Source organism: Nostoc sp. PCC 7524 (genome assembly GCF_000316645.1).
Classification (GTDB): domain Bacteria; phylum Cyanobacteriota; class Cyanobacteriia; order Cyanobacteriales; family Nostocaceae; genus Trichormus.
Map to the genome: position 1 here is coordinate 4,570,301 of NC_019684.1, position 16,291 is coordinate 4,586,591.

19 protein-coding genes are annotated in these 16,291 nt (G+C 42.0%); 14 read left to right on the top strand and 5 right to left on the bottom strand.

Annotated elements, in window-relative coordinates:
* Window positions 1-275 precede the first annotated feature (275 nt).
* From NOS7524_RS18255 to NOS7524_RS18275, 5 genes are all read left to right on the top strand, one after another.
* Window positions 276-1,511, top strand: a complete 1,236-nt coding sequence (locus tag NOS7524_RS18255) for an IS110 family transposase (protein WP_015136751.1) — start codon at window positions 276-278, stop codon at window positions 1,509-1,511.
* A gap of 404 nt (window positions 1,512-1,915) precedes the next feature.
* Window positions 1,916-2,641 carry a DNA/RNA nuclease SfsA gene (gene sfsA, locus NOS7524_RS18260; RefSeq protein ID WP_015139966.1) on the top strand — a complete coding sequence of 242 codons (726 nt, stop codon included), beginning with the start codon at window positions 1,916-1,918 and terminating at the stop codon, window positions 2,639-2,641.
* Between the two features lie 47 nt (window positions 2,642-2,688).
* Window positions 2,689-3,171: a gluconokinase gene (locus tag NOS7524_RS18265; protein WP_015139967.1), complete on the top strand. Its 483-nt coding sequence runs from the start codon at window positions 2,689-2,691 to the stop codon at window positions 3,169-3,171.
* 55 nt (window positions 3,172-3,226) lie between these two features.
* Complete coding sequence (locus NOS7524_RS18270; protein ID WP_015139968.1) at window positions 3,227-3,523, top strand: type II toxin-antitoxin system HicA family toxin; 297 nt, start codon at window positions 3,227-3,229, stop codon at window positions 3,521-3,523.
* The gene (locus tag NOS7524_RS18275) at window positions 3,513-3,833 is read left to right on the top strand and encodes a type II toxin-antitoxin system HicB family antitoxin (RefSeq protein ID WP_015139969.1); all 321 of its coding nucleotides are present in this window, start codon (window positions 3,513-3,515) and stop codon (window positions 3,831-3,833) included. The genes NOS7524_RS18270 and NOS7524_RS18275 overlap by 11 nt, the downstream gene beginning before the upstream one ends.
* 106 nt (window positions 3,834-3,939) lie before the next feature.
* Here the strand turns inward: NOS7524_RS18275 and NOS7524_RS18280 are convergent, their stop codons facing one another.
* Complete coding sequence (locus NOS7524_RS18280) at window positions 3,940-4,911, bottom strand: carbohydrate kinase family protein (protein WP_015139970.1); 972 nt, start codon at window positions 4,909-4,911, stop codon at window positions 3,940-3,942.
* A 365-nt stretch (window positions 4,912-5,276) separates the two neighbouring features.
* On the opposite strand from NOS7524_RS18280, the gene NOS7524_RS18285 reads away from it, so the two are divergent.
* From NOS7524_RS18285 to NOS7524_RS18295, 3 genes are all read left to right on the top strand, one after another.
* A complete protein-coding gene (locus NOS7524_RS18285) occupies window positions 5,277-5,540 on the top strand; it encodes a helix-turn-helix domain-containing protein (protein WP_015139971.1) in 264 nt (87 codons plus the stop codon).
* A 474-nt stretch (window positions 5,541-6,014) separates the two neighbouring features.
* A complete protein-coding gene (locus NOS7524_RS18290; protein WP_015139972.1) occupies window positions 6,015-6,677 on the top strand; it encodes a DUF6391 domain-containing protein in 663 nt (220 codons plus the stop codon).
* Window positions 6,678-6,683: 6 nt separating this feature from the next.
* Complete coding sequence (locus NOS7524_RS18295; RefSeq protein WP_015139973.1) at window positions 6,684-7,685, top strand: glycosyltransferase; 1,002 nt, start codon at window positions 6,684-6,686, stop codon at window positions 7,683-7,685.
* Between the two features lie 160 nt (window positions 7,686-7,845).
* Here the strand turns inward: NOS7524_RS18295 and NOS7524_RS18300 are convergent, their stop codons facing one another.
* Entirely contained in the window at window positions 7,846-8,469 is a 624-nt protein-coding gene (locus tag NOS7524_RS18300; protein ID WP_015139974.1) for an FMN-dependent NADH-azoreductase, read from the bottom strand.
* Window positions 8,470-8,606: 137 nt separating this feature from the next.
* Between NOS7524_RS18300 and NOS7524_RS18305 the strand changes: the two genes are divergently transcribed.
* Window positions 8,607-8,945 (top strand): winged helix-turn-helix transcriptional regulator, encoded by a 339-nt coding sequence (locus NOS7524_RS18305; RefSeq protein ID WP_015139975.1) that lies wholly within the window; start codon window positions 8,607-8,609, stop codon window positions 8,943-8,945.
* Between the two features lie 65 nt (window positions 8,946-9,010).
* On the opposite strand, the gene NOS7524_RS18310 is transcribed toward NOS7524_RS18305, so the two are convergent.
* From NOS7524_RS18310 to NOS7524_RS18320, 3 genes are all read right to left on the bottom strand, one after another.
* On the bottom strand, window positions 9,011-9,412 hold the full coding sequence (locus NOS7524_RS18310; RefSeq protein ID WP_015139976.1) for a salt stress protein, Slr1339 family: 402 nt from the start codon (window positions 9,410-9,412) through the stop codon (window positions 9,011-9,013).
* A 73-nt stretch (window positions 9,413-9,485) separates the two neighbouring features.
* The gene (locus NOS7524_RS18315; RefSeq protein WP_015139977.1) at window positions 9,486-10,091 is read right to left on the bottom strand and encodes a vWA domain-containing protein; all 606 of its coding nucleotides are present in this window, start codon (window positions 10,089-10,091) and stop codon (window positions 9,486-9,488) included.
* Window positions 10,092-10,117: 26 nt separating this feature from the next.
* On the bottom strand, window positions 10,118-10,723 hold the full coding sequence (locus NOS7524_RS18320; RefSeq protein ID WP_015139978.1) for a vWA domain-containing protein: 606 nt from the start codon (window positions 10,721-10,723) through the stop codon (window positions 10,118-10,120).
* A gap of 943 nt (window positions 10,724-11,666) precedes the next feature.
* On the opposite strand from NOS7524_RS18320, the gene NOS7524_RS18325 reads away from it, so the two are divergent.
* From NOS7524_RS18325 to NOS7524_RS18345, 5 genes are all read left to right on the top strand, one after another.
* Window positions 11,667-12,167 (top strand): DUF2231 domain-containing protein, encoded by a 501-nt coding sequence (locus NOS7524_RS18325; RefSeq protein ID WP_015139979.1) that lies wholly within the window; start codon window positions 11,667-11,669, stop codon window positions 12,165-12,167.
* On the top strand, window positions 12,164-12,769 hold the full coding sequence (locus tag NOS7524_RS18330; protein WP_015139980.1) for a DUF2231 domain-containing protein: 606 nt from the start codon (window positions 12,164-12,166) through the stop codon (window positions 12,767-12,769). Before NOS7524_RS18325 ends, NOS7524_RS18330 begins: the two co-directional genes overlap by 4 nt.
* A gap of 29 nt (window positions 12,770-12,798) precedes the next feature.
* The gene (locus NOS7524_RS18335; RefSeq protein ID WP_015139981.1) at window positions 12,799-13,725 is read left to right on the top strand and encodes a cytochrome c oxidase subunit II; all 927 of its coding nucleotides are present in this window, start codon (window positions 12,799-12,801) and stop codon (window positions 13,723-13,725) included.
* Window positions 13,726-13,739: 14 nt separating this feature from the next.
* Window positions 13,740-15,410, top strand: coding sequence for a cytochrome c oxidase subunit I (ctaD, locus tag NOS7524_RS18340; RefSeq protein WP_015139982.1), 1,671 nt, complete (start codon window positions 13,740-13,742; stop codon window positions 15,408-15,410).
* Between the two features lie 90 nt (window positions 15,411-15,500).
* Window positions 15,501-16,115 carry a cytochrome c oxidase subunit 3 gene (locus NOS7524_RS18345; RefSeq protein ID WP_015139983.1) on the top strand — a complete coding sequence of 205 codons (615 nt, stop codon included), beginning with the start codon at window positions 15,501-15,503 and terminating at the stop codon, window positions 16,113-16,115.
* The last annotated feature ends 176 nt before the right edge of the window (window positions 16,116-16,291 follow it).

Here is a 16,291-nt window from a genome sequence, read left to right on the forward strand (position 1 = left end):
AGGGCAGGAGGCAGAAGGCAGTCCCAATGAAAAAATTTCATCACCATGAATGAAAATGTGGTAACTTCCAAGATAAGGCTGATACAAGCGAGGTTGTTTCCTTATTAGAGCATCAGAGCCTGAAGGGCAGTCTAACCTGGATATCGAGAGGAATTACCAATTGTCGCCACTGAGCAATTTTTTGGTTTTAGTGAGCACGCAAGTCAGAATCTACTATTTAGATATCCACGTATTAGCCCCCTATCAATTTTGAAAGTTGTAGTAGCTCAAGAGATATGCAGGTAGTCTACAATCGTTGTGCAGGACTAGATGTACACAAAAAGACGGTGGTAGCTTGTGTAATTACCCCGAAGTCTTCGTCCGGATGGCACAAGGAAATACGCACATTCACTACAATGACTCAGGACTTGTTAAAACTTTCTGACTGGTTAACAAGTCACAATTGTACTCATGTAGCAATGGAGAGTACTGGAGAGTACTGGCGACCTGTATTTAATATCCTAGAAGGAAACTTTGAAGTTATGTTAGTTAATGCCCGTCATATAAAAGCGGTGCCAGGACGCAAAACAGACATCAAAGATTCGCAGTGGATTGCCGAACTACTACAACATGGGTTGTTACGTGCGAGTTTTATTCCCCCTGTGGAGCAAAGAGATTTGCGCGATTTAACTCGTCATCGTAGCAATTTTATTCGCGAAAGAGTTAACTTAGTGAATCGAGTCCAAAAAGTGCTGGAAGCTGCTAATATCAAACTTGCCTCAGTTGCCAGTGACGTAATGGGTGTGTCAGGACGAGCAATGCTAGCTGCGATTGTTGAAGGTAGCGCTAGTCCTGAACTGATGGCGGACTTGGCAAAAGGAACCATGCGAAAAAAGCACGATTTACTGATTCAAGCACTTGAGGGTAGAGTTCGTCCTCATCAACGATTCATTCTTGCACAGCTACTGTGTCAAATTGATAGCATAGACGAAACAATTAAATGTTTTGACCAACAAATTGAGGAATATTGCCGCCCTTTCGACCAAGCGGTTGAGTTAGTTGACACCATACCTGGTGTTGCTCGTCGAACTGCTGAGATCATTGTCTCGGAAATTGGCACGGATATGAGTCGCTTCCCAAGTGCCGAACATTTGGCTGCTTGGGCTGGGGTTGCCCCTGGAAACTATGAAAGTGGCGGTAAGAAGCTTTGTGACGGCACTCGCAAAGGTAATCGAGTTTTACGAACTATTTTGGTTCAAGCTGCCCATGCTTTGGCTCGAACTAAAACTTACCTTGCTGCACAGTTTCGTCGTCTGTCGGCACGACGCGGAAAAAAACGCGCTGCGGTTGCTGTTGCACATTCTATTTTAACGATCGCTTACCATCTCATATCACGTCAAGAACCTTATAAAGATTTAGGAGCTGATTATTTCGACAAACATCGACATGTAAGTGTCAAGAAACGTTTGATTAAACGCCTAGAAAAACTTGGTTATCAAGTTAGTGTTGAACCTGTTCCGGTCGCAATTTAAACCTGTAATCAATATTTTGTTTCGGCTGTGTCGCCATTCAACGACAATAGCCACATACTTTCTTTAGTTTTTTACCAAAGTTTGATTTTCAAGTCAGAAGGAAAAAGCAAAAATAATTCTTTCCTCTGCCAAAAGGGTTGCAAGCCCACGCCAGTTTGCTCAAGTCGGGAAACCCGCCCACACAACTGGCTCCTAAATTTATTGATGAACAAAGAGAAAAAATGTATTTTGAGCCGCGCAGCGCAAAAAATACAGCGTCCTGATTAAATCCCTTCAATTTATTGATGGAGATTACCTCCTGCCTCCTTAAGTAAATTCTGTCTAATGATTTATCGAAAAGATTTATGGAGTGGGGTTAAGTGTATATTGAGGTTTCATCGACTTACTAACCAATCCCCGAAAAAATGACTGATTGGCTCTACCGTTACCCACCCCTATATCCTGGTATTCTACTCAAACGCTACAAACGCTTTTTTGCTGATGTGCAACTAGCTAGTGGGGAAGTAGTTACAGCCCATTGTCCCAATACTGGCCCCATGACTGGAGTATCAACCATTGGTAGTGCGGTACAACTTTCCAAAAGTGATAACCCTAACCGTAAATTAGCTTATACTCTAGAACTAATTCAAGTAAACGATAACCAACCGACATGGGTAGGAGTGAACACAGCTTTACCCAACCGGATAGTAAAGTTAGCCTTAGCAAAACAGTTATTTCCAGAATTGAGTAACTACAGCCAAATTAAAAGCGAAGTAGTTTACGGACAAGATAAAAAAAGCCGGGTAGATTTCTTGTTGACAGGGAACGATACAGAACGCCCAATTTATTTAGAAGTAAAAAATACCACTTGGTGTGACGGCACATTAGCACTATTCCCCGACACCGAAACCACCAGAGGGCAGAAACACCTACGAGAACTCATGGCATTATTACCCACAATGCGAGCAGTCATGCTGTACTTTATCAATCGTGGTGATTGTACCGAATTTGCCCCTGGCGATACTACTGATCCTATATATGGTAAATTATTGCGTGATGCGATCGCCCTAGGTTTAGAAGTCCTCCCCTGTCGCTTCGACATTTCCCCAGAAGGCATTCGTTATCTAGGTTTAGCCAAACTTAAAATTTAACCTCAGCGTACCTCAGCGTTACCTCAGCGTACCTCCGCGTTAAAAAAATGATTATTCTTGTCATGGGCGTATCCGGTGCCGGCAAAAGCACCATTGCCCAACTCCTAGCCGATTCCTTGCACTGGGAATTTCAAGACGCAGATGATTTCCACTCACCAGAAAACATCGAGAAAATGCGCCAAGGAATCCCCCTAGATGATACCGATAGAATACCTTGGCTACAAGAAATCAGAAATGCGATCGCGCAATGGTTGCAAGAAAATAAAAATGTAGTGTTAGCCTGTTCCGCCCTCAAAGCCAGCTATCGCCATTTTCTCGTACTAGATAACAGAGTCAAAATAGTTTATCTCCAAGGCTCATTTGACATCATTCAAAAACGCCTAAAAGAGCGACAAAACCACTTTATGACCGAAAAGCTCCTCAAAAGCCAATTCGATGCACTTGAGGAGCCTGATGACGCTGTATGCGTAGATGTTTCACAGCCATCTACAGATATTGTGCAAACCATTAAAACGGCTTTAGAACTTTAAGTGAGTCTATCAGGGAAATGTGCTAAGTAATAGTATCATGTAGTGATACTATATAATGGAACTTAACAGTAAACATCAAAAAACACTTGATGACATTTTTGAAAATCCTGTTAGATCAAATATCGCTTGGAGTGATATTGAGTCTATGCTGGTTGCCCTTGGTGCAGAAGTGTCAGAAGGAAAGGGGTCAAGAGTAAGAATAGCTCTTAATGGTGTCAGGGCGACTTTTCACAGACCACACCCAGAAAAAGAAACTGATAAAGGTGCGGTTAAGTCGATGCGGCGATTCTTAACAGAAGCCAATGTTAAAGAATACAAGCACACAGGAGGACTCAACGACAATGAAATATAAAGGATATGAAGCAGTCGTTGAATTTGATGATGAAGCTGAAATTTTTCATGGCGAAGTAATTAATATTCGAGATGTAATTACATTTCAAGGCGACAGCGTAAAAGAATTAAAGCAAGCCTTTTACGACTCAGTTGATGATTATTTAGAATTTTGTAAAGAACGTGGCGAAGAACCTGAAAAGCCATTTTCAGGTAAATTCATGCTCAGAATTAACCCTGAGTTACATAAAACAATCGCCATCAAAGCCAAGAAAGAAGGCCAAAGTCTTAATTCTTGGATAGAGAAATGCTTGAGTAGGTATGCGAGCTAATAGTAAGTTGCGTTTTACAAGAATAGTCAGAATTTATGCCATTTTCCAGTGAGGAGTATCAGCCAATTGTAGCCGATACTCCTACACAGTGTATTACCGCCTAAATTTAATGGGAAGCGAGAAAAGATTCAACTTCAGCTGGGGTAGGTTGAGAAGCGATCGCACCTGGTTTAATGGTAGTTAACGCCCCTACTGCACAAGCATAGGTAATAATCCTTTTGGCAGTGTCGGCATCATTCAAGCTGTGAATACCATGTTTACTGAGTTGGTGGATGAACCCTGCTAAAAAGCTGTCTCCTGCACCGGTGGTATCAGCCACTGAAACATTAAAAGCAGGTAACTTACCCTCATTCTCACCTAAGCAATAGGCACAGCCGTTTTCACCATCTGTCACCAACACCCCTTCAATCGAACCTAAACGGTAAGTGATAGCACCGGGGTCTGCGGTATCAAATAACCATTCTGCCTCTTCTTTCGAGAGTTTGAGAAAATCAACCCGCTTAAATATTTCCTGAATTTTTTGCCGTGCGATGTTTTCATCTTGCCAAAAAACAGGTCGCCAGTTGACATCTAGCACAATTTTCAAATCATACTGTTCTGCCAATTCCAGAGCGCGATGAGTCGCTTTTTCACTGTCGGGGTAGGCTAATTCCAAAGTCCCCAAAACCAGAAAATCTGCATCTTGAAACAGCAACTCTGGTAATTGCTTGGTTTGCAGATGAGTATCAGCAAACTCAGAAGTATCATACTGCCCAAAGCCAGCAAAATTGCGATCGCCTGCCAAATCCCGCACTACATAAACTTGCCGCGTTGGCGCAGTAGGATGACGTTGTACACCCGTTGTATCTACACCTACTTCTTGTAATAGCTTAACCAGCTGATTGCCTGGTTCATCTTCCCCCACCGCGCCAATAAACCCGGCGGGAGTCCCCAACTTCACCAAAGCACAAGCAACATTAGCTGGTGCGCCTCCTGGGTAGGGAGTCCAAGACTTCACCTCTTCCAACTTTAGCCCTAACTGGTCAGCTAAACAATCAAATAAAATTTCACCGAGACACAAAACACGGGGATTACTCATCTCATTTTTAGTCTTTCAGAGGGATGCTCATCCCATTTTAAATTTTTGCCTTGGGATTAGTAATCTAAAATTTCCCTATCACCCATCTTGAACAACAATTACATAGGAATTTTTGCTACACACCATCAGCTACAGAAGCTGATTTTCTACGTGTTATTTCTTTCCGAGTTTAAGTATATTCACTGGGTATGTAAAACTATATAATACCTAAAGCTTAAAATTAACCAAATTACTCTCAACTCATCAAAGAAAAAAAATATTGTCAATCGTATTGCAGGTAACACTTGAAATCCCTATAGACAGAAGAATCTTTGTAGAATTAAGAAAGTGATAAGTACATATACCAACGGAGGAGAAAAGAACTCATGGCTGGTGGCGAGTCTCAGACCCCTGTTAGTCTGTCAGACAGAGAACTGCAAATTATCGACTTAGTGGCCGCTGGCTTAACTAACCAAGAAATTGCAGCGAAACTGGAAATTAGCAAGCGCACCGTTGATAACCACATCAGCAACATTCTCGACAAGACCAGAACGGAAAACCGCGTTGCTCTTGTTCGCTGGGCTTTACAGTGGGGTAAAGTCTGCTTGAATGATGTTAATTGTTGTCCTCTACCCAACCAGAACGAATAAACCCTTTGCCAACGCGATTTCGCGCATCCCGCATCGTGATTAGTTTTTTCTGGTATGCAACACAAAACGGCTAATTTTGACGGTTTACTCATTGTTTACTCCTCACGCTTTTTTCATGGTGAACCTCTAGCGCAAATCTTACACGCGTCAAAATCAAGCAGAACGTAACTCTTGGCTGTTTAGTTATTGTGGGTCGCTATTTCCCCCGTTGATACAGTTTCTCCAAAACTGTATCAACAGTAAATTTCACAGAAGACGCGAAGGAGCTGATCCCTCAAAGGGGTGGTAGAACTCTCCTAACGCTGTTTTGGGTATAGGGTATGGGGAAGAAATACCATGCCCTATTCCCAGCCCACATCCTAAATTTCTTTTGTCTGTATTTCAATAAACAAAAATTAGCAACAATCCGTTGCCTCAAGCGTTACATTGGTAGGAAATCTCTATTGCTCCATCAGCTTGGAGAGCAGTGTTTCTATGAATACTTCTACTTCTTTTATTGATAACTCGTCTCCCTTTAATTTTTTTAATTTCGACTTGACAACACCCCAATCCACACAAGATGCTGATTTACTTAAGCAGCTATCTTTTGTACCTGGGTTGAAAGAAATTTTGATGCTGCGGCAAGTTCACGCCCTCGAACACGCTACTGTTTGGGTTTTGAGCGAAACTAGAAATACTCAATCTGCCACAGTTAGACCAAGCAAAATTCAAGTTGATAATGAATTACTGGGTGGCTTATCTACAGACCAAGGATTTTACCTCTATGGTGAAGTGAATATCAGTGATTTGCGCCGAGCTGTTAACCTGGCTTTACACCGCCTGACTCATGGTGAATGGGATTTAGCTGTACACCCCCGTTGCGGCACAAATTTATCAGTGGCCATGTTGTTGACGGCGGGAATGGCAGTAGGCGTGACGATGATGTTACCATTCCGCCCGATTGAGCAATTAATAGGCTTGGGATTAGCCGCCACCACCGCAGCTGAAATAGCCCCAGATTTAGGTTCGATCGCACAGCGATATGTTACTACTGCTATTCCTTTTAACCTAGCAGTGGAAAATATCACTATTTCCCGTGATGTTTGGGGTCGTCAGGGGCATTTTGTCAAGGTAAACTGGCGAGAAAATCATTCGTAATTAATCATGCGAAAACTTTACTTTTTAGTGCCAGGAACTGGTGGCAAATTTGCTTGTGGTGGTTTATGGGCTGAGTTAAAGGCGTTTAAATTGGCTCAACAAGTTTGTCATGCAGATGTGGTTACATATAAACAACGGGAAACAGATAAATCCTTTTTAGATGACTTACTGCAAAAACCAAATTTAGATGATGCTATTTTTGTGATTAGCTGGGGATTTGATATAGCTAAATTAGCGGTCAAACTCCAATCATATAATGTTGTTTATCATGCTCATAGCGCGGGTTATAAATTCCATTTACCTGCCAGTATTCCCATCATTACAGTCAGTCGCAACACAATGGGTTATTGGGGTCAAAAATCTCCCAACTCCTTGATTTATTATTTACCTAATGAAATTAGTCCCGATTTTAGGAATTTACATCTAGAACGAGATATTGATGTTTTAGTCCAGGCAAGAAAATCTTCTGATTATTTATTAAAACAATTAATCCCCGCTTTGCAGCAAAGATGTAAAGTAGAGGTGGTTAACTCCTATGTTGAGGATTTACCTGGATTATTTAATCGAGCCAAAGTTTATCTGTATGACTCTGCGGAATATTGGGCGCAGCAGAATGTCAGCGAGGGTTTTGGGTTGCAACCAATGGAAGCTATGGCTTGTGGTTGTCAGGTGTTTTCTAGTGTCAACGGCGGACTTTCCGATTACTTAGATCCTGGATTTAATTGTTATAAAATTGCCGGTTATTCCCAGGAATATGATGTGCAAAGGATTTTGAAGGTGATAGACTCTACCATATCACCTAGTTTATCGGAAGATTTCTTTGCTGAGTATCGCTCTGAAAATATTATTAAGCGTCTAGGAATAATTCTGGCAGAATTAAACGAGTTTTTTGACCACAAACAGCATCATCCGGGTAATATTTCCAGTTTGACAAGAGGGCGTTTATTGCAGTTATTTATACAGAAAATTAATAGTAAATTTCGCAAGAAATACTTTCAGGGTTTGTAGTGCGGTATTAAGAGACTAGCAGATAAAAGAATATCCAAAATGTAGGGTGCGTCAGTATGAATAATTTCTTGGTTTAGTTAGGTTTTATCGCACTGACGCACCCTACTAACTTGTTAACTTGAGATAATTTTACAGAGGGCTAAAGCCCTTACTACAAACTTTACCAGTTGGCGACAGCTTGCGCGATCGCTTCCTTAGCTGCGGTTAACGATTTTTGACGTGCATCGTCACCCATATTGAGGTTCTCAGCGTGGATAAAGGTAATATCTGTCAGTCCGATAAAACCTAAAATAGCGCGAAGATAGGGTTCTTGATAATCGTAAGCAGCCGCAGGGGTTCCTGGAGAAAAAGCACCACCACGAGAGGTAATAATTAATACTTTCTTATTGCTATCTACTAGACCTTTATAGCCATTCTCATCAACTGTAAAGGTACGTCCGACGCGCACAATTTGGTCGATGTAAGCTTTGAAAGTTGAGGGGATATTTAAATTATACATCGGTACGCCAAAAACATAGCGATCGGCGGCGAGAAATTCATCAATTAAGTTATCTGACAACTTAATTACTTCATTCAGTTCTGGTGTACGTGCATCTGGGGGCGAAAAAGCAGCAGCAATCCAAGATTCATCAACATGGGGAACAGGATTATGACCTAAATCCCGGTAAGTGACGATATCGCCAGGATGAGTATCTTTCCAAGTTGTAATAAATTCATAGGAGAGGGCGCGGGAAATCGAACGTTCACCACGAGGGCTAGTATCAATGTGCAGGATATTCGCCATAAAAAAATTCCCCAAATACAGGCATACAAAACAAATTTATGGTCAAGTAAAAAACACTTGCCGAATAGACTTTAAACTATGTAAAGTTAATATGAAAAGTACGCACTTAAAAGTAAGGTACTTACTAAAAAGTAACTATGAAAGCTGAAGCAGAAAAAGATGATAGGCTAACTTGTGAAGTTGAAACCACGTTAAAAGTCATTGGCGGACGCTGGAAGGTTTTGATAATCAGAGCATTAATGTCAGGTGTACAAAGGTTTGGAGAATTGCAGCGAGCCTTACCTGGAATTACACAAAAAATGCTGACACAACAATTGCGAGAATTAGAAGAAGATGGCATTATACATCGACAAGTTTATGCACAAATCCCCCCAAAGGTAGAATATTCATTAACACCCTTGGGAGAAAGTTTACAACCAATTCTTTATGCCATGCACGAATGGGCTGTGAAACATTTTTATCAAAATAGGGAATAGATTTGCACTAATTTGTTTCAAAAATAAAGAGAGGATCTGATATTTAAATTTAGGTTAACCAAACGTTAATTAGTTTGGTTGGTTTGTAAATATTCAATTGCTGCTTCTAGCTTAGAAGTATAGCTTTCAGCAAATCTTTCAAACCAAAGTCCTTCAGGAGAGAATGAATCTAATTTTGCTAGCCAGTCTTGCGCTTGCTTGGTTAAAGCTTCACGCTGTTTGGCTTTGATTTGTTCTTGTCGAATCCTCTGCTGTTCTATTTCCTGCTGTTTTCTCAACTCCTCAGCCGCATCTTGAGCCACAAAATCAGCTTGCACTTGTGAGAGTAAATTATCAATTGAAGATGCTGACTTGCTGACAGGTGAGCTGGATGGTTTAACCACATTTGGCTGTGGCTGTTGTGGTTGAGGTTGTTTGTTATCGTATTCAGTTTTAATTTGCGCTAACAATTTGTCAATAGCATCCATAATCAATAGTCATTACTCATTACTCATTGGTATTTTTTCCTACTCCCCATTCCCCAATCCCCACTCCCTATCCCTAATCATTAATGGCATTAAGTAGCACTTCCGAGAGGCTGAAGTCTTCCATATCTTCCATTGTAATGGTGTCGCAGATATCAAATTTTGCTCCAGCACTTTGTAGTTCATCATCCAAAACTTTGAGGAAGCGCATAGCTTGCGGATCTTTTCCTACTTGGATGAAAGAAATGGCTAGTTCTTCATCCCTATCCATACGGCGAGAAGCTTCAATAATGACCTTCATTACTGCTTTGCGATCGTCTGGTTCGCCATCAGTAACCACTAAAATAGTTTCACCATTGGGTTTATTTTGACCAGATGCTTTGCGTTGAAAATAGTCATCGGTGGCGTGTTTCAACACAGCTGCTAAATCGGTGGTTCCAGAAGGATCATTTTCTAAAAAAATTTGACTTACCTTAGCCGCAGTGACATTTTCATATCTTTTGAATCTGCCAGAAAAGACATACACAGTAATACCATCTGGATCAAACTGTTCGCACTTACTCGCCAAGGCTAAAGTAGATTCCTGAGCAGTTACCCATCTATTTCTACCACCCTTTTGATCTGGAGTAGCCATACTGCCACTTTTATCAATAATTAGGGTGTAATCACGATTTTCTAACATAATGTAATTTTACTAATGACTATTGACTAATCAGTAACTGCATTCATTAACACATCAGTAAGACTCATATCTTCTAAGTCATTTAAGGTGATGGTGTCGCAAATATCGAATTTAGCACCCACACCTTGTAACTGGTCATCTAAAGCTTTGAGAAACTTAGTAGCTTGAGGATCTGAACCTACTTGAATCATAGAAATGCCTAATTCTTCATCACGATCCATTTGGCGTGTAGCTTGGATAATGACTTCAAAAACTGCTTTGCGATCGTCTGGTTCACCGTCAGTAATGACTAAAATTGTCTCGCCGTTGGGCTTAGTTTTGCCGGACGCTTTGCGTTGAAAGTAATTATTTACGGCATCTTGCAGGACACCTGCTAAGTTCGTTGTTCCGGCTGGGTCATTTTCGAGAAATATTTGGGCGACTTTGGCTGAGGTAACATCGTCATAGCGTTTGAATCTGCCAGAAAAGACATAAACAGTAATTCCATCTGGGTCAAACTGTTCACATTTTCTCGCTAAAGCCAGAGTTGACTCTTGGGCAATCTCCCATCTACTTCTACCACCAACTTGGTCAGGGGTAGACATACTACCGCTTTTGTCGATGATTAGTGTGTAGTCGCGATCGCTCATCATAGGATTCCTTAAATTACTACCCTGTGGTTCTAGTCTAGTCTACGTGTCTCATGTCTACGCAAGAGTTTTAAGCTTTTGTATTAATTTTGCTACTCAAATGCTGCTCCAACGGCATTGTTTAACCGCCTTTTAACAAATACACGTAGGGTGGTCAAAGCCCACCAAAACCCAGATACAATGGACAAAGCCCACCCTAGTATCTTAGAAGAAGAAGTAGATTATTGAAAATTCTTCACATATAGGACTTCCATTTGATTTTTGCGAAGCTAGCTAGGTACAAATTGAATAACCCTATTTTCTATTGCCTGACGGAAGCCTGTAACTTCAACAATCAACTTGGATTGCTATAGGTTAATTGTAATTTTTCTCTTTCACACTTTAATAAAAATAATATTTATTAGCAGCACTGCCTCTATTATTAAAGTTATGACTTAAGTTTTATTGCCGATATTCATTATTAATAATATATCGATTGTAATTGTGATTACAAATTAATAATTGATGATTGTTGCTATTGCACATTTAAATAATTTATCTATGCAATATACTAAAATAGCTAGAGAAGATACATTATAAGCTGCTTATTTTTGCTAATCAAAGTATTTTCAAAAAAAACTTATAATTATTTTTGACAACTATTAAAAAAATCCTTAAGCTAATAGATAGGACTCACCAAATCAAAAAACGACAGCAATTTTGTTAGGTAAATTAAAAATCGCTGTTGTAGCGTATCAGTATGAACAAATGAATTAAACTCAATCATTGACTATAAATAATAGCCTCACCCAATTTGGCAACAACAGGCTATCACTGGCATAACCGGACTGCGCCACGCACCTCTCATCCACAAATTCCGGTCATGAGTGAATGCCTATCTTGATGTGAGTGAATGTCAATCATTGGAGTTTAGCTGAGGCGCGGTATATATGTCTAGGAGAGTAGAATGCTTGATTATCTTACATCATTGAATGACCACAATTTACCTTACCCGGATACGATTCATCCCATCGTTGTACACTTCGTAATTGCGATGGTGTTGTTTGCTTTTGTATGCGATTTAATTGGTTATTTCACTGGTAAAACTCGTCTTTTTGAAGTCGGCTGGTGGAATATGTTTGTGGCTACTATTGCCATTTTTGTGGCCATTATTTTCGGTCAGTTTGAAGCTGGTTTGTCCAAACCCTACGAAGTGGCTAAGTCAGTATTGAATTTGCATACACTTATTGGCTGGTCATTGTCTGGAATTATTGCAGCAATTACAGCTTGGCGCTATGTCATCCGCGCTCGTAACCCACAGAAATTACCCTTCCATTACTTAGGCGTAGGGCTAATTTTAGTCGCAATTGTGGGCTTGCAAGTATATCTCGGTGATGAGCTGGTTTGGGTATATGGACTGCATACAGTCCCAGTTGTTGAAGCTGTCAAGGATGGTATTCTGCCATGAACTCAGAACTGATTGAACAATTAAATGTCCAACTAGGAGCTAACGGGCTACCTTACACAATTCCGATTCATCCCAACCTCGTACACCTGACTCTGGGCTTGTTCATCATTGGGATTACCTTTGATATCGTGGGCGTGCTGTTTCCCTTCCAACAATGGGTATTCAAGTTTTTGGGGATTACAGTAGAGCGCGATAACTTATTTGATGTTGGTTGGTACAACATGGTAGCTTCCACCGTCATTACCTTTTTTACAGTGGGAGCAGGCTTTTACGAAATGTTTTTAGCCACCCCAACCCCTGACATCAAAAGTGCTTGGGGATTACAAGCTATGCAAACCATGTTATGGCATGGGGTAGGCGGTGTATTCCTCTTAGGTTTAATTGCCGTCATGACTCTATGGAGAGCATGGCAACGCTACGTTTGGTCTATAGATGAAGATAGACAAGTGCAATGGAGCTATCTACTAGCCGGCATAGCCATCATGTTCATTATGTACATCCACGGCACCCTAGGGGCGCAACTAGCTGCTGAGTTTGGTGTACACAACACCGCCGATAGCTTGCTGCGATTGGGTGAAGACCTCAACAATGTACTTAAGTAACCCAATCAAGGAAGGTAGGATTTGTCACCATGAAATTTGGGAAGGTTTTAGGAGTTTTGACATTGGTAGTAGGCGCGATCGCTATTTCTGCTACCAGTATGTGGGTTGGTAAACAGGCTTACTCCTGGTTGCCCCCCCAAGCTGCGGCTGAATCTCACTTAATTGATGATCTATTCAGCTTTTTGGTTACTCTAGGTGCATTTATCTTCCTGGGAGTGACTGCCGTTCTCATGTATTCTTTACTTTTTCATCGCGCAGAAAAAGACGACTGGAGTGATGGCCCCCACATCGAAGGTAATATCACCCTAGAAGTAGTTTGGACAGCTATCCCCATTCTGTTAGTGTTTTGGATTGCGGGTTATAGCTATCAAATCTACGAACAAATGGGCATTCAAGGGCCAGCCACATTGGTACACCTGCACAATCCTATGGGTATGGAATCAGCCTATGCTGCCACCGAAGATGAAACCGAAGCGGTTGTAGCAGCACCCACCGAAAAAATTGATGTCATCGCCAAACAATGGTCTTGGGTGTTCCATTATCCCGAAAAAGATGTCACCAGCACCGAATTGCATTTACCAAGCGATCGCCGGGTACAATTAGCGTTGCGCTCAGAAGACGTACTACACGGCTTTTACATCCCAGCTTTCCGCCTCAAACAAGACATCGTTCCCAACCACACCATCGACTTTGAATTTACCCCCATCCGCCAAGGTCAATATCGTCTGACCGACTCCCAATATAGCGGTACATACTTCGCCACCATGGAGGCGAACGTGGTTGTGGAATCTCCGGAAGAGTATCACAAATGGTTAACCACAGCCTCCTCCCACATACCCATACCCGCCTACAATCAAGCGGCTGCTGAATATCATCAAAAAGCTACTCAGTCAGTCAAAACAGGCTGGGAAACCGTTGCACCTGCCGCCGCACCTGTGGTTAATTACCCCGGTTAAAAGGAACCTCACCCATGACAAATATCCCTATTGAAAGGCTAAATCTGCCTCTGGAGAAGCCTCACCACCCATCCCCCGGTGGCTGGAAAGAGTATTTCAGCTTTAGTACCGATCACAAAGTTATCGGTATCCAATACCTCGTTACCTCTTTTATCTTCTTTCTTGTCGGTGGCATCTTTGCCATGATCCTGCGGGGAGAACTCATTACCCCCGAAGCAGACCTAATTGATCGCACCGTATATAACGGAATGTTCACCATGCACGGCACTGTGATGCTGTTCTTATGGACATTCCCTTCCTTAGTAGGTTTAGCTAACTATCTCGTACCCTTAATGATTGGGGCGCGGGATATGGCCTTTCCTCGCCTCAACGCCGCCGCCTTTTGGATGGTTCCCGTCGTCGGGATTCTGTTGATGGCCAGTTTCTTTGTCCCTGGTGGCCCAGCCCAAGCTGGTTGGTGGGCTTATCCTCCTGTGAGTCTACAAAACCCCACAGGGCGCTTAATTAATGGACAAGTTATTTGGCTATTAGCAGTGGCGATTTCTGGTGTTTCCTCCATTATGGGGGCGGTAAACTTTGTCACCACCATCGTCAAAATGCGTGCGCCAGGGATGGGCTTCTTCCGGATGCCTTTGTTTGTGTGGGCAGTATTTAGCGCCCAGATTATCCAATTGTTCGGCTTACCTGCCCTGACAGCCGGTGCAGTCATGCTGCTACTCGACCTCACCGTTGGTACTGGCTTTTTCAACCCCAGCAATGGGGGTAATCCGGTGATGTTCCAGCATTACTTCTGGTTCTACTCCCACCCTGCCGTTTATGTGATCATTCTGCCCATCTTCGGCGTTTTCTCAGAAATCTTTCCCGTCTATGCCCGTAAACCCCTATTTGGCTACAAAGTAGTTGCCCTCTCCTCAATGTTGATTGCTGTAGTCAGCGCCATTGTCTGGGTACATCATATGTATGTTAGTGGTACACCTGCTTGGATGCGGATGATTTTCATGATGACCACTATGTTGGTATCTGTACCCACTGGGATTAAAGTATTTGCTTGGGTAGCAACTATCTGGGGTGGCAAAATCCGCTTGACTACACCCATGTTGTTTGCCTTGGGTGGCTTAATTCTGTTCGTCTTCGCGGGTATCGTCGGCATCATGCTGTCTTCCGTACCTGTTGATGTTCACGTTAACAACACCTACTTCGTAGTCGGACACTTCCACTATGTCCTGTACGGCACAGTCACCATGGGGATGTATGCAGCCATCTATCATTGGTTCCCCAAAATGACCGGACGGATGTACTCCGAAGGCTGGGGTAAAGTCCATTTCTGGCTGGCATTTATTGGTACTAACCTTAACTTCTTCCCCATGCACCCATTAGGATTGCAAGGGATGTTACGCCGAGTCGCTTCCTATGCACCAGAGTATGAAGGCTGGAATATTGTTGCTAGCTTAGGTGCATTCTTACTGGGTATGTCCACTTTGCCCTTCATCTTCAATATGCTGGTTTCTTGGATGCAAGGTGAGAAAGCACCTGATAATCCTTGGCGAGCCATTGGTTTGGAGTGGTTGGTATCTTCTCCTCCACCAGTAGAGAACTTTGAAGAGATTCCTGTAGTGATTTCTGAACCCTACGGCTACGGTAAATCTGAACCGTTAGTTGCAGAAGCCCATAGTCATCAACACTAGGGGATGCACCACAGCAGACTAACCAGACAAAAATGTCTGGTGTGTCCCCATTGAGAACATTTCAGCAGTACACAATCAAGAATTCCACCAATGGACAGCTACATTGTTTCAGATGAGTTGCAACAACCTGTGCATCATGCAGGTGGCGAACATGGCCACGACGAAGAAGGCAATAAAATGTTTGGTTTTATTGTGTTTCTATTGTCTGAAAGTGTAATTTTCTTAAGCTTTTTCGCTGGCTATATTGTCTACAAACTCACCAATCCTAACTGGCTACCGCCTGGTATTTCTGGTTTAGAAGTTAAAGAACCGGCAATTAATACTGTGGTACTGGTTGCTAGTAGTTTTGTGATTTATTTGGCAGAAGCCGCTCTCAAACGCCAAGATTTACGATTATTCCGCATCTTCTTGCTCACAACAATGGTTATGGGTGGCTACTTTTTGGTAGGACAGGCCATTGAATGGAGCAACCTAGAATTTGGTTTTACTTCTGGCACTTTTGGCGGGATGTTCTACCTGTTAACAGGTTTCCACGGTTTACACGTTTTTACCGGGATCTTATTACAGCTGATTGTGCTGTTGCGATCGTTTATTCCTGGCAATTACGATACAGGTCACTTCGGCGTAAATGCAACTTCTTTATTTTGGCACTTCGTCGATGTTATCTGGATTGTTTTGTTTATCATGCTCTACATCTGGCAGTAAATCTGCTATTTATTAATAAGGGAATGTAGCTTTCACATTCCCTTATTTTTATCTTTATTAAGCATATAAAAATAATTGCTGATACTTTTTTAGAGGTTGTTTGAAAAGGGATTAGCTGTGATTTTAAAGACTTATTAATCCCCCCTACCCCCAAGGCAAAAGCATCTAAATATAAT

Excerpts from the sequence above, each read along its gene's own strand:
- NOS7524_RS18255 (WP_015136751.1), top strand. The coding sequence starts at position 276 with ATGCAGGTAGTCTACAATCGTTGTGCAGGACTAGATGTACACAAAAAG.
- sfsA (WP_015139966.1), top strand. The coding sequence starts at position 1,916 with ATGACTGATTGGCTCTACCGTTACCCACCCCTATATCCTGGTATTCTA.
- NOS7524_RS18265 (WP_015139967.1), top strand. The coding sequence starts at position 2,689 with ATGATTATTCTTGTCATGGGCGTATCCGGTGCCGGCAAAAGCACCATT.
- NOS7524_RS18270 (WP_015139968.1), top strand. The coding sequence starts at position 3,227 with ATGGAACTTAACAGTAAACATCAAAAAACACTTGATGACATTTTTGAA.
- NOS7524_RS18275 (WP_015139969.1), top strand. The coding sequence starts at position 3,513 with ATGAAATATAAAGGATATGAAGCAGTCGTTGAATTTGATGATGAAGCT.
- NOS7524_RS18280 (WP_015139970.1), bottom strand. The coding sequence starts at position 4,911 with ATGAGTAATCCCCGTGTTTTGTGTCTCGGTGAAATTTTATTTGATTGT.
- NOS7524_RS18285 (WP_015139971.1), top strand. The coding sequence starts at position 5,277 with ATGGCTGGTGGCGAGTCTCAGACCCCTGTTAGTCTGTCAGACAGAGAA.
- NOS7524_RS18290 (WP_015139972.1), top strand. The coding sequence starts at position 6,015 with ATGAATACTTCTACTTCTTTTATTGATAACTCGTCTCCCTTTAATTTT.
- NOS7524_RS18295 (WP_015139973.1), top strand. The coding sequence starts at position 6,684 with ATGCGAAAACTTTACTTTTTAGTGCCAGGAACTGGTGGCAAATTTGCT.
- NOS7524_RS18300 (WP_015139974.1), bottom strand. The coding sequence starts at position 8,469 with ATGGCGAATATCCTGCACATTGATACTAGCCCTCGTGGTGAACGTTCG.
- NOS7524_RS18305 (WP_015139975.1), top strand. The coding sequence starts at position 8,607 with ATGAAAGCTGAAGCAGAAAAAGATGATAGGCTAACTTGTGAAGTTGAA.
- NOS7524_RS18310 (WP_015139976.1), bottom strand. The coding sequence starts at position 9,412 with ATGGATGCTATTGACAAATTGTTAGCGCAAATTAAAACTGAATACGAT.
- NOS7524_RS18315 (WP_015139977.1), bottom strand. The coding sequence starts at position 10,091 with ATGTTAGAAAATCGTGATTACACCCTAATTATTGATAAAAGTGGCAGT.
- NOS7524_RS18320 (WP_015139978.1), bottom strand. The coding sequence starts at position 10,723 with ATGATGAGCGATCGCGACTACACACTAATCATCGACAAAAGCGGTAGT.
- NOS7524_RS18325 (WP_015139979.1), top strand. The coding sequence starts at position 11,667 with ATGCTTGATTATCTTACATCATTGAATGACCACAATTTACCTTACCCG.
- NOS7524_RS18330 (WP_015139980.1), top strand. The coding sequence starts at position 12,164 with ATGAACTCAGAACTGATTGAACAATTAAATGTCCAACTAGGAGCTAAC.
- NOS7524_RS18335 (WP_015139981.1), top strand. The coding sequence starts at position 12,799 with ATGAAATTTGGGAAGGTTTTAGGAGTTTTGACATTGGTAGTAGGCGCG.
- ctaD (WP_015139982.1), top strand. The coding sequence starts at position 13,740 with ATGACAAATATCCCTATTGAAAGGCTAAATCTGCCTCTGGAGAAGCCT.
- NOS7524_RS18345 (WP_015139983.1), top strand. The coding sequence starts at position 15,501 with ATGGACAGCTACATTGTTTCAGATGAGTTGCAACAACCTGTGCATCAT.